Genomic DNA, 13169 nt, shown 5'->3' on the forward strand with positions numbered 1-13169 from the left:
TGGGAGCACCCGCATGGCGGGGGCTCCCAAGCCCGCAATGCGGGAAGATCATGCCCCAGCACCGCTCAAGGAACTAAAGACATGGCAACGAACGTGCAAGTGACCATCGTGGGATCCAGCAACGTGGACATCACCGCGCTGATGGACCGGCTGCCCGGGCCGGGCGAGACCGTGCTTGCCGATTCGTACCGGCTCACCCCCGGAGGCAAGGGAGCCAACCAGGCGCTCGCCGCAGCCCTGGCGGGGGCCCGCACCGAATTCATCGGGGCCGTGGGCAACGACAGCCACGCGGAGATCGCCCTGGGCCAGCTGGCGGAAGCCGGAGTCAAGCTGGACCGCGTCGCCCACACGGACGGTGCCACCGGCGTGGCCATCATCAGCGTGGACGCCCAGGCCGAAAACAGCATCGCGGTGATTTCAGGCGCCAACGCCACCATGGATGCACCAGCCGTGAACGCGGCGGGGGAGTTGTCCGGAATCCTGGTCCTCCAGGGAGAAATCCCGGCCTCGGGCATCCGTGCGGCGTTCGATGCGGCCCGTGAACAGGTCGTGTTGAACCTGGCCCCGGTCATCGAGCTCGACCGCGAATACCTGGTGCGGGCCAACCCCCTGGTGGCCAATGAACACGAGGCAGCACTGATCCTGCGACAACTCGAGGGAAGCGCGGAGCTCAGCACGGACCCGGAACCCGTGATTGCCCGGCGTCTCTGTGCCCAGGGCCTGTCATCCGTGGTCGTGACACTCGGCGGCGAAGGCTGTCTGGTGGCGTCCCTGGACGGTGACGGCAAGGTCGATGTCACCCGGATTCCCGCCCGCAAGGTCGAAGCCGTGGACACAACCGGCGCCGGAGACGCCTTCACCGGCGCACTGGCCGCACGCCTGGCCCACGGCGATCCACTGGTTGAGGCCGCCGACTTCGCCGGGCGCTTCGCCGCACTGACCGTCCAGCACCATGGTGCGCAGGCCTCATACCCGCGCTCGCTGGAAAACCTCTGAACCCCGCTGGCCCCCAGAAAGCCCAAGGAACCACGTGCTGAAAACCAACATCCTCAACGCCCCGCTGCTCGGGGCCCTGGCCAAGCTCGGGCACACAGACATGGTCGTGGTCGCCGATTGCGGCCTGCCGATTCCTGCGGGCCCGACGGTCATCGATCTTGCCCTGGAACGCGGGCTGCTCAGCTTCGAGGACGTGTTGCGGGTCCTGACCGGAAATCTGGTCATCGAGTCCAGCACCCTGGCCTCTGAGGCGCGGGGCAGCGGCGTCGAGGATCTGTGCAGCAACAACGGGCTGGATGCAGGGTTCATTTCCCACGAGGAACTCAAGGCCAAGCTTCCCGAGGCCAAGGTCGTGGTGCGCACCGGCGAAACGACCCCGTATGCAAACGTCATCCTGCATTGCGGAGTTGATTTCTAGGACGAGTCCGACAGTTCGTTGCGCAGACAAGACGGGCATGTCCGCGTGCATCTGACGTCGCCGACGATGGATTGTGCAAGGACCGGTTCCGCCTGCTCATGCCGGGGGAACTGGTCCTCGGCCTTACTCGGGTTGCCGCGAAGTCGCTCGCCGGTGGGATAAGTTCTAATGAGCGAGTTGGGAGCCCCGCGAACAGCGGGGTACATGGCATGGCATAGGACGGCACACTTGAGGATTCACAGTGACTACGTGGGAACTGCACTGGAAATCGTCTCGGGTGCCCTCGAGACGTTCACGGCCGAGAAGCGTGCGGCGCGAACCACTGCCGCGGGCTGGACGGGGTTGGTGGGCCAACTCGACCACGCGTTGGGCAATACCGGTGTAACCACAGGCGTCGTTGACCTTGCTGCGCAATTGCGTGAGCTGTGCTCCGCCGCCGAAGACCACGAGCTGTCCCAGGAACAGAACCAACAAGCGCTCCGACTGCAGGAAATCCATCAAGGCTGGGCGAACGGCACCGCCTTCACCGCAGTCGACATGCAGCGCGCCCTGGAAACCAGCAAGGATTTCCTGGCCGGGCTGAATCTCGACTATTCGGCCGGGCAAGTGGCGGAACTGCTCCAATCCTCGGCCGCAGGCGAGCAGCCGCGGGCTACCGGTCGCGGACCAAGCCGCGGTTCCATTTCGGTCGACATTGCACACAGCAAGTCAGTCAACTACGCCACTGCACACACCCACACGCGCATCCTCGAACGCGTGGTGTTGGAGAACCGTGCCGACCAACTCCGTTCGGTCCTGGTGACCGCAGTGGTGATGAGCGGGAACCTGCCGGTCTCCGCCGTTGCCGATCGCCGCCTGGAACTTCCCGTCGGCGTGAGCACCCTCCACGACCTGGATGTGGTGCTGGATCCCGCGGCCTTCGCCCAGATCGATTCGAGGCGCCCGGGCGCGTTGGTCGTTCGGGTGGCCGAGAACGGGAAGCTGGTTGCCGAGCAATCCGGTCCCATCGACCTGCTGCCGGCGAGCCATTGGCCCGGTGCCGGAACCCAGGCCAACGCCGAACTGCTGGCGGCGTTCGTGCAACCGCAGCACCCGCTGCTCACCGCGCTGCTTTCCGAGGCCGGCGACATCTTCCGTGCACACACCGGCACCGGGAACCTCGACACAGGTCTCGGCGGAACCGAACGGGTCGATGCGTCCGTCGAGTCCATCGTCCAGGTGCTCGGCACCCGCGGCATCCGCTTCGGCACCCCGCCGGCGAACTGGGACCTGGCCGACCTGGGCGGGCAATACCTCCGCGGCGCCCACGAGGTCCTCACCGAGCGTGTGGGCACCTCCCTGGAAACCACGCTGCTGGTCTCCGCGCTGCTGGAAGCCGTGGGCATCAACTCGGTGATCTGGCTGGCCAACGACCATGCATTCCTGGCCTATTGGCGCACACCGGAAGGGGCATTGCCCAGCAGCAGCCTCGATGCCGAGGGTGCCGGGGCACTGGCAAACCTGGTGGCGGCCGGCCACCTGCGCATCGTGGAGAGCACCGCCATCACCACCGACCGGCGCTCCTCCCTCGCCGAGTCCTCCGCCGCAACCATGCGTGACTACGCCCAGGGTGCAGCCGCCGAGGAACACCTGGTGTTCGCCATCGACATCCGTGCCTCGAGGCGCAGCGGGATCACCCCGCTACCTGCCCGCGGGCTTTCGGAGAGTGGCCGGCCCGTCGTCATCGAGTACAAGGCGGCGGCCCCGGACACGCTGGCACGATTCTTCAAGGAAAAATCCGAGCGCCAACGCTCGGCCCCGGTCTCCGCGGGCAAGCCGGCACCACCGCGCATCACCGCCTGGAAGAACGGGCTGCTGGATCTGTCCCTGCGCAACCGCCTGCTGAACTTCACCGAACGGGCACGCTTGCCGTTGGCCGTCCCCGAATCCGTGGTGGACGGGTTCGAGGACCTGGTCAACAACGGGCGGGCCATCGAGCTGCTGCCCGCCGACGAGATTTCCGCACTGGATGCCCAGCGCTATGCCTCGGGACCGCTGCTGCCCATCGAGCGCCGCATCGAGCTGCTGCTCTCCCGCGGGAAGGTCTACACCCGGCTGGACGCGGACCGCTATTTGACCCGGCTTCGCCGGATGGCCGGTGACGCCAAGCGCATCGTCGAGGAGAATGGCGCCAACAACCTGTACCTGGCCGTTGGCTCGTTGAACTGGTCCCTGGACGGGCGTGCCCTGCGCTCTCCCTTGTTCCTGGTCCCGGTGCGCCTGTTGCCCGCCGGGCGCGGGAAGCATTACCGCATCGAAATCGACGAGACCGGCACCTCCACCCCCAACTACTGCCTGAGCGAGAAACTGCACGAGCAATTCGGACTGCGCATCCCCGGGTTCGAGGACCCGGAGCGCGACGAATCGGGAATCGACCTGGCCGCTGCGCTCACCGCGCTGCGCGAGGCGCTGGTGCAGGCCGATCTTCCCTTCCACGTGGAGGGAACCGTGGATCTGGCGATCCTGCAATTCGCGAAGTTCCGCATGTGGCGGGACCTGGATGAGAACTGGGAAACCTTCATGGACGCCCCGCTGGTGCGCCACCTGGTCCAAACCCCGACCAATGAATTCATCGACCCGGCCGGCACCGACGCCGAACCGGTCGTTGACCTGGACCGGCTGGCCGCGCAGCTCCCGGTGCCCGCCGATGCATCGCAGCTCGAAGCCGTCGCCGCCGCCCGGGCAGGACGCACCTTCGTGCTCGAGGGCCCTCCGGGCACCGGAAAGTCGCAGACCATCACCAACCTTTTGGCCCACGCAATGGCCAACGGGCAGCGGGTGCTGTTCGTGGCGGAGAAGCGTGCAGCGCTGGAGGTGGTGGCCAAGCGCCTGAATGAGGTGGGGCTGGGGGAGTTCGCCCTGGACCTGCATGACAAGGGATCCTCCCCGAACGCGGTGCGGGCGCAGATCAAGGCGTCCCTCGACCACCTGGTCTTCGCCGATACGGCCGGGATGAAGCTGGCCACCGGCGACCTGGAAGCCTCGGTCCGCCGTCTGGCTGGCTACGCCCACGACCTGCACGAGGCGAACCCTGCCGGCTTAACTGCGTACGGGGCACACAACGTGGCGCTGTCCATGGACCCCGACGTCGCCGCCCTGCCGGTCCCCGAGTCCTTTGCCACGCAGGCCGGCGAGGTTGAGGTCGACGCGGTGCGCGAGGGGCTGCTCCAGCTGCCCGACACCGCGCAGCCGGCAAATCCGCGCTTCGAACACCCCTGGGGATTCGTTGGCGGCCCACTCACCGACGAACAACAAGCAGCGCTGTTGGGATCTGCGGGGGCATTGGAACACGCCATGTCCCAGGCGACCAACGCACGAAACGACGGCGCCGTTGCAGCCCTGGTCGATGGTGCCGCGGCGCCGGAAGACCTGGAACACCTGGCCGAGCTGCTGACCGGCGCAGTTCCGTTGCCGGTGCTCGATGCCGCCGCCACTTCCGTGTGGCAGGAGCGCTCCGCCGCGTTGCTGGCCGATGCCGTGGAACTGGCACAAGGCATGGATTGGCTGCCAAACATTGTCGCACCCATTGTGCTGGAGAATGACCTTTCCCCGGTCCACGCGGCGGCCACCGAGGCCAACAAGTTCGGCTTCCTGGGCCTGGGCCGCAAGAAGCGCCGGCTGCGGGTCACCGCCGAGCATTTCGGCCCGCAGTGGACGGGCACCGACGACGACGCCAAGAACCTTGTTGCCATCATTGAGTCGTTGATCGAGGCGCGCGCCCGGTGCGCAAAACTCGTGGGAGGCTTCGGGGAATTGCCTGGCTTGGAGCCGGGCGCCCATTGGAACCCCTTCGTTGACGGCGACATCGCCTCGGCGGCAGGGCGGCGCGAGCGGCTGGTTCACCTGGCAGGGCTGCTCTCCGAAGCCGGGACCCCGGGAACGGATGACCGGTATGTGGCCTTGCTGCGCGAGGCGCTGGACCGGACTGCTCCGCTGCCATCGGCGACTGCCGGGGAACTGCGCGAGATCGCCGCGGCCTGGCAAGCATTGCGCGATTCGGTCCCAAACAAAACCCAAACGCCATCGGCCTGGACCGACGCACCGGGATTCCTGGGCAGGTTTGGCCGCTCCGCCGATCCGCGTGGCGCCGGGAACCAGGCCCGGCGAGGGCTGGAACGCTGGAACGCGTTCGTCGAAAACCTTGAACCACTCAAGTCCCACGGGCTCGATGCTGCCTGGGAACAACTGGCCACCGGGGCCTTCCCGGCGGCCGACGCGTTGCGCGGATTCATGCGCGGAACCGCCGAGTCGGCCCTGGCCGAAAGGCTCTCGGCCAACGGATTCGATGCCTTCAACAGTGAGGCCCAGGCCCGGGCGATCCAACGATTCACCACCTCGTCCACGGCCCTGCGCAAGCACGTGGGAAAGTCCCTGCCCGAGCAGATCACCGGGCAACGTGCCCAAAAGCTGAAGAAGGCCGAGAGCCGCATGGGGGAATTGGCCCGGCAGCTCGAGCGCCGCCGCGGAGGGCTGAGCGTGCGCCGACTCATGGACTCCTATGGCGACCTGATCACCGCCATCCTGCCGTGCGTGCTGGTCAGCCCCGACTCCGCCGCCCGGTTCTTCCCGCCGCGGGCCGGGGAATTCGACATCGTGGTCTTCGACGAGGCCTCGCAGATCCGCGTTGCCGATGCCATTGGCACCCTGGGCCGGGCCAAGTCGGCGGTCATCGTGGGGGATTCCAAGCAGATGCCGCCGAGCTCCTTCGCGGAGGTGTCCATCGACCTTCAGGACGATGGGGAATCCGAGCTGCTGGTCACCGACGAGGAATCGATCCTTTCCGAGGCCGTCATGGCCCGGGTTCACCGTCGCTGGCTGTCTTGGCACTACCGCAGCCAGGACGAATCCCTGATCGCCTTCAGCAACAAGCACTACTACGCCGGCAAGCTCTCCTCCTTCCCCTCCCCGCGCAACGGGGCCGCACTCACGGGAATCGACGGCTACGGCATTTCCCTTCGCCGGGTCCAGGGCACCTTCCACCGCACGGGTGCCGACGGCATCCTGCGCACCAACCCGGTGGAGGCCGGGCACATCGTCGCGGAGATCAAGGCGCGCTTCGATGCCTCACCGGATCAGATCCCGTCCATCGGCGTGGTCACGTTCAACGCCCCGCAACGAGACCTGGTCGAGTCCCTGCTGCGCGATGACGCGGACGAACGCCTGGGCGCTGCATTGGACGCAGATGCCGAGGGATTGTTCGTGAAGAACCTGGAAAACGTGCAGGGCGATGAACGGGACGTGATCCTGTTTTCCACGGCCTTCAGCGCCAACGAACGCGGGCGGCTGCCGCTGAACTTCGGGCCGCTGAACAACATCGGCGGCGAACGCAGGTTGAACGTTGCGGTGACCCGCGCCCGGCGCCAGGTCGTGGTGTTCACCAGCTTCGATCCCGCCGACCTGCGCGCGGAGGACTCCTCGGCGTTGGGCATCAAGCACCTGCGCGCCTACCTGGACCTGGCCGCAGAGGGTGCCCACGCCCTGGGCAACGGTTCGCTGGCCGCAATTGCGCGTGACCGGCACCGCGAACAGGTCGCCGCGGCCCTGCGGACACGCGGACACCGGGTGGAAACCAACGTCGGGCTCTCGGACTTCAGGATCGATGCGACGGTTGCCAGCGCGCAGCGCCCGGACGAGCCCTTGATGGCGATCCTGCTCGATGGCGAACCGTGGGCCGCGCGCAAGACCGTGGGGGACCGCGACGGTTTGCCGCAGGAGATCCTGCGGAACCTTTTGGGCTGGGAATCGGTGGTGCGGATCTGGCTGCCGGCCTGGCTCCAGGATTCCGAAGCGGTTCTCGCGTCCATCGATGCCGAACTGGCGAAGGCTTCCAATGCCCGGACGGCCAAGGAAACGGCGCAACGCAAGGCGCTCGTGGAGAGCCGGAAAACCGAAAACCCGGCCTTGGCAGCCAACGATGTTCCGGAGACGGAACCCGAGCTATTGCCGCGCGGTTATCCGGGCAAGGCCGTGCCGTTCAAGTCATGGGGTTCCCGCCAGATCGGGACCGTCGATGAGCTCGACGAGCTGAAGAGGGCCGCGGGCAAGCGGAAGGCAGCCGCGCTGCTGGCCGAGATCGTGGAGGCGGAGGGCCCGATCCAGCAGCGGCGGCTGGCCAGGTTGGCCATCAACGCCTATGGATTGGGCAGGGTTTCGGCGGCCCGGGAAAAGTCGATGCTTGCCGCCTTGGACAAGAAGTCCTACGGCACCGACGCCGACGGGTTCTTTTGGCCCTCCGGGCAGGACCCGGCCCGGTGGATCGACTACCGGACCGGCTTCGCGGTGCACGACCTGGGCATCGAGGAGATCAGCCCCCGGGAGATCGCCAACGTGATGTGTGCCCGGGCGGCACTGGGAGGGGAGCCCGGTGTCGACGAGCTCAAGCGCTCGGTGATGGGGATCCTGGGGTACGGACGCATGACCGAGAAGGTGTCCGCCGCCCTGCAGCAGGGCCTTGAACTGGCGGTGCGCGAGCAGCGACTGGAATCCGTGGCCGGGACGATCCGTCCGGCAGCGTAAGGCGACTGCCGGCTCCCCGCATGGAGCCGGCGGCGAGGGCGCTTGTGCTGCGCCTTGCGGTCTTGGAGCCGTGGCGTGCACTGCTGCCGCGTCCGGGTGTTCATGGTTTTCGGGCGGGTCAACGCCGTGCCGTCGCGCCTCATCCGGACGAACCCGACGGAGGAGTGAGGAAAAGTACTCAAGTAACTTGATCAAGTTGGTTGTATGGTTTAACAATGACTTCCGAAAACACACCGGACACCGGCTTCGTCAGGGAATTCCTCGAGGTGCTGCACCCCTTGTTGAGGAGGATGCGGGCCGAACGCACCCTTTCCCCGGGCAAGGTGGGAATCCTGCATCACCTCTCGCTGCACGGGCGCGCGACCAGCACGGAACTGGCTGCGGCGGTGCGGGTAAGCCCCCAGGCCATCTCGCTGGCGGCACGTGAGCTCGAAGAGATGGCGTTCATCGAACGCGTACCGGATGCCACCGACCGTCGCAAGACCTGGATCGTGCTCGCCGAAGCCGGCCGGTCCAAGCTGGAGGAGGAAGCACGGGCCGGCGAAGGCTGGATTGGCCGGGCCATCTCCGAACAGCTGACCGACGACGAACGCAGGATCCTCAGGGAAGCCGTCCCGATCCTGGAAAAGATCGGCATGGAGGCCCCGCGTGGCTGAAACGCGTTCCCCCATGGTGCCGGCGTTGGTCTACGCGGCGCTTTCCACGGCCATTGTCAGCTCCTTGGGCATGTTGCTGGTGCCCTCGATTTCCCAGGAAATGGGGGTGCCCGTCAGCACCGCACAATGGATGCTGACGCTGAACCTCCTGGCCGGTGCCATTGCCACCCCGGTGATGGGCAGGCTCAGCGATGGCCCGCACAAGAAAAAGCTCCTGCTGGTATCCCTGGGGATCATCCTTGCCGGATCCATCATCGCCGCACTGGCCCCGAACTTCACGGTGTTCCTGATCGGGCGCACCCTCCAGGGCCTGACCTACGGAATCGTCGCGGTGACGATCTCCCTGGCGCGCCGCTACGTGGATACCCCAAAGGTCCAGGGAGCCATCTCCAGCCTCTCGGTCACGGTGGCCACCGGAATCGGCATTGGCTACCCGCTGACCGGAATCATCGCCGGGCTCACCGGATTCAGGTGGGCCTTTTGGTTTGCCGCCCTGTTCGTGCTCAGCGCCATCGTCGTGGTCATCCGGGTCATCCCCAACGGCCCCGATGAACATGCCGCATCGATTCCCTTCGATTCCGCCGGTGCCACGTTGCTTGCCTTCGGGCTTGGCACCCTGCTGCTGGGCATCAGCGAAGGCCCCCGCTGGGGCTGGGGCTCGCCCTGGACCATTGGCATCCTGGCGGTCGCCGTGGTGCTGCTGTCCCTGTGGACCCGCGCGGAACTGCGCAGCGACCATCCGCTGATCAACCTGCGCGTGCTCGGCAACGGGGAGGTGCTGCTGGCAAACCTCACGGCCGTCGGGCTCGGCGCCGCGCTGTACATCGGCCTGTCGTTGGCAAGCCTCGTGGCCCAGGCTCCCGCATCCACCGGCTACGGCCTGTCCCTGCCCGTTTTCTGGGCCGGCTTCGTGATGTTCCCCTTGTCCGTGGGCAGCCTTGCGGCCAACCGCCTGGTGCATCGGCTGGGCCACAAGTTCTCCTTGGCGACGCTGTTGCCCATCGGGGCAGCGTTGATGGCCGTCGCCGGAACGCTGCTGTGGCTGGTGCACGGCCAGCTCTGGGAAATCCTGCTGGGCATGCTGGTCTTCGGGTTGGGCATGGGCGCTGCCTATGCGGCCATGCCGGCGCTGATAGCCCGCAGCGTGGCAACCGAGGAACTGGGCAGCTCGGTGAGTTTCAACCAGGTCCTGCGCACCATCGGCAGCTCCTTCGGCACTGCCATCTCCGGTGCCGTCATCGCGGCGAACACCTCGGCGGACCACCACGCCACAGCCGCCGGAATCGACCTCACCTTCGAGATCGGTGCGGTGCTCTGCCTGGTGGTGTTCCTCGCCTTGATCGTCAACGGGGTCGCCACGCGTTTCCGCTCCGCGACCTAGCAGTGGCATCGGGTTTCGGTGGGACCCGGGCAGCCGAGTCCGTTGGGAGTGCGCGGCGATGCCGGCCTTGTCCGGACGACGCTAGCTGGCAGAGCGTTCGTAGGGGATCTTCTCCCCGGCCTCGACGGCGATCTTCAGGAGGTTCCCCGCCGGTGGCAGCGGGCAGGTGGCCAGGTCGGTGAACGCGCAGGGCAGGTTCACCGCGCGGTTGAAGTCCAGGACGACACTGCCGTCGGGGCCGGGAGCCTCGAGATGAAGCGAACGACTGGAGGCATAGGTGGTCCTGCCCGAGGTGGCGTCGGTGAACAGGATGTCCAGTGATCCGTCGGTGTGCCCGTTGAATGCGGTCAGGACGTGGGTGGCGCCGTCGAGTTCGAAGACAACCTCGCCGGGGGCCCGGTAGGTGTGCTCGATGCCCTTGACCGCCGCGCCGACCCGGGTCGGGCGGGGTTCGGCAAAGCGACGGAAGGTGCCGCCCACGCGCCAGCGCGCATCCGGGGCGTAGGCGGGGACGCCGTTGAAGTCCTGCAGCAGCGGGTTCTGCGGGTGCCGCGGACGCAGGATGTACCTGCCGCCGCGCTTGGCAACCTCGATGGTGGTTTCACCGTGGCCCACGTCAAAGCCCTCGCGTTCGGCGATGCTGCCCAGCCGTTGTCCGCCGGTGACCGTGGCACCGTTGAAGAGCAATGACTCGCTCTTGGCCAGGTCCACATAGAGCCAGTCGTCGTGGACCCACCACTGTCCGGGAAGCCCCTCGAAGCGTGTGGCTTCGCCGGTGACCCAGTGCAGGGCGGTGGCGGCAAGGAACCCGTTGGGTGCCGACAGGGACTGCAAGCGGTGCTGGTGCCAGCTGCGCCAATCCGCGGCAAAACCCGCGGCCTCACGTTCATCCGGCACGATGGGGGCAAGCGTCGGTACTGTCATGGGATGCTCCTTCGTTTCGGCCGCGAACCGAGCCGCATCGGAAACGGAAGGAACGGGGCATTGGGTGTGCAAATCGAGCGGTGGCTCACCGGTGGTGCGGGGAGGCGATCCATGGACATCGTTGCACCGGTCAAACCCGCCGTCGAACACCCGGACTCGGAAGGTCATGAAGCTTTACCCGAGGACTTATATAGCCGAGAGGGGTCCGGTTTTCCAGGGGTGAGAGGCGAAATATTACGTAGCGGGGGTCCGGTGTCGGGGCGTTGCTGCTGGGTACGAAGAAATGGCGGATCGCCGGAGTAGCCGGGAAAGCATTGTCAGCTTAAGCGATATAGACGTAAAAACACATAATTAATGAGGGAATTTGTCATAGACACTACATAGATGCGCGTCCCATAATGGGGGGACAAAGCTAGTGGCGCACAGCACCTGTGCCTTGAAGGAGAGCCATGAACCAGAATCCGGACAGCAAGTGGGACCAGGAGGTGGATCTCCTGGTCCTTGGGACCGGAGCGGCAGGCCTTTCGGCGACGTTGACTGCCGCGGCGCAGGGCTCGAAGGTCTTGGCGCTGGAAAAGACCGAATACCTCGGCGGAACCACGGCCTATTCAGCCGGCACCTGCTGGGTGCCCAACAACCGATACCAGCGCGAAGACGGAAATCTGGACGACCACGCGCGGGCTGTGCGTTACCTCGATGCCGTGGTGGGGGACAGGGCCCCGCGCGAGAGCCGCATGGCCTACCTGGACGCCGCGCCCAAGATGCTTGACGAAATGCACGACCTCGGAGTCAGGTTCCTGCGCTCCCCGGCCGTGGTTGACTACCACTCGGAAATGCCCGAAACCGGACAGACCGGACGGGCGCTGGAACCAGAGCCGTTCGACGGACGCCAGTTGAGTGCCTCCGATTTTCGCCGGGTCCGTCCTCCGGTGCCCGAGTTCGCGCTCATGGGCGGCACCCTGATGCTTCGCCGCCCCGACGTTGCCGCGCTGCTCAAGCTCTACACCGGGTCGCTGGCCGAGCGAGGCAAGGCCGTGATGCTGGCCGCCAAGCTCGGGCTCCAATGGGCACTCGACAGGCTGACCCGCCCTCGCGGCACCCGGCTGGTCATGGGCAACGGACTGGTGGCCCGACTTTTCCACGAATCCCGGAACCGCGGTGCGCAATTCCTCTTCGGGGCCCACACCACAGAGCTGCTCACCGACGCCGGACGCGTCGTCGGGGCCGTGGTCGTGCACAACGGCAAGACGCTGCGCATCCGCGCCCGCCAGGGCGTGATGCTGGCGGCGGGAGGTTTCTCCCACAATCCGGAACTGCGCGAAAAGCTCATGCCCAAGCCCACCCCGCGCTACTCGAGGGCAGGGGAAGGCGCCACGGGCGACACCCTGGCGCTCGCCGAGAAGGTCGGCGCCGCGCTGGGGCGGGACGATGGGGAAAATGCGCTGTGGTTCCCCAGCTCCATCGGCCGACGCGCGGACGGTTCCGAGGTGGTCTTCCCGCACATCTGGGACCGGGCCAAGCCCGGCGTCATCGCCGTGGGAGCCGCCGGCACGCGCTTCGTGGATGAGTCCGTCTCCTACCACCGCTTCGTGCGCGCCATGTTCGAGTCCCCGGAAGCCGAAGCCGTGCCGGCCTGGTTGGTCGTCGACTCGCGCACCCTGGCCAAGTACGGGCTGGGCATGATCACCATGCCGCACCTGCCCCGTGTTGCCCTGCGGCGCTACATCAACGACGGTTACCTCTACGAGGCCTCAACCCTGGGCGATTTGGCCCGGCAGGTTGGTGTGGACGCCGCGGGCCTTGAATCCACGGTGCAGCGCTACAACGGCTTTGCCGCCACGGGCGTGGACGAGGACTTCCACAAGGGCGAGCTGCTCTTCGGCCAGGTGGCCGGGGATCCCGCCCACGGCCCGAACCCGAACATCGGCCCGGTGGCCGAGGGCCCGTTCTATGCGATGGCCGTGGTGCCGACCCCGCTGGCCACGTCCTATGGCATCGAAACCAACGCAAACGGGCAGGCGCTGAATGCGGAGGGCGAGCCGGTGGCCGGGCTCTACGCCGCCGGAAACGATGCCGCCTCGGTCATGGGATCGGAATATCCCGGGGCCGGGGTCCAGGTGGGTGCCGGCATGGCCTTCGGCTGGGCTGCCGCACGCCACGCGGCAGGCGGCGACCGTGCTGCGGGTAGTCTGGAGAAGCTCAAGGCCAAGTAGGAACGCGCGGAGGTCGACATGGAAAT

General features: G+C 66.7%; 7 protein-coding genes. 6 read left to right on the forward strand and 1 reads right to left on the reverse strand.

What is annotated here, in order from left to right; genetic code table 11:
* Positions 1-81 precede the first annotated feature (81 nt).
* From JOF46_RS04915 to JOF46_RS04935, 5 genes are all read left to right on the forward strand, one after another.
* A complete protein-coding gene (locus JOF46_RS04915) occupies positions 82-996 on the forward strand; it encodes a ribokinase (RefSeq protein ID WP_209906294.1) in 915 nt (304 codons plus the stop codon).
* A 34-nt stretch (positions 997-1030) separates the two neighbouring features.
* Entirely contained in the window at positions 1031-1414 is a 384-nt protein-coding gene (rbsD, locus tag JOF46_RS04920) for a D-ribose pyranase (protein WP_209906295.1), read from the forward strand.
* Between the two features lie 228 nt (positions 1415-1642).
* On the forward strand, positions 1643-7969 hold the full coding sequence (locus JOF46_RS04925; RefSeq protein WP_209906296.1) for a DUF4011 domain-containing protein: 6327 nt from the start codon (positions 1643-1645) through the stop codon (positions 7967-7969).
* Positions 7970-8184: 215 nt separating this feature from the next.
* A complete protein-coding gene (locus JOF46_RS04930) occupies positions 8185-8625 on the forward strand; it encodes a MarR family winged helix-turn-helix transcriptional regulator (RefSeq protein ID WP_209906297.1) in 441 nt (146 codons plus the stop codon).
* A complete protein-coding gene (locus JOF46_RS04935) occupies positions 8618-10006 on the forward strand; it encodes an MFS transporter (protein WP_342592366.1) in 1389 nt (462 codons plus the stop codon). Before JOF46_RS04930 ends, JOF46_RS04935 begins: the two co-directional genes overlap by 8 nt.
* Before the next feature lie 81 nt (positions 10007-10087).
* Here the strand turns inward: JOF46_RS04935 and JOF46_RS04940 are convergent, their stop codons facing one another.
* Complete coding sequence (locus tag JOF46_RS04940; protein WP_209906298.1) at positions 10088-10930, reverse strand: DUF1684 domain-containing protein; 843 nt, start codon at positions 10928-10930, stop codon at positions 10088-10090.
* A gap of 449 nt (positions 10931-11379) precedes the next feature.
* On the opposite strand from JOF46_RS04940, the gene JOF46_RS04945 reads away from it, so the two are divergent.
* Complete coding sequence (locus tag JOF46_RS04945; RefSeq protein ID WP_209906299.1) at positions 11380-13143, forward strand: FAD-binding protein; 1764 nt, start codon at positions 11380-11382, stop codon at positions 13141-13143.
* Positions 13144-13169 lie beyond the last annotated feature (26 nt).

This window comes from Paeniglutamicibacter psychrophenolicus (assembly GCF_017876575.1).
GTDB lineage: Bacteria > Actinomycetota > Actinomycetes > Actinomycetales > Micrococcaceae > Paeniglutamicibacter > Paeniglutamicibacter psychrophenolicus.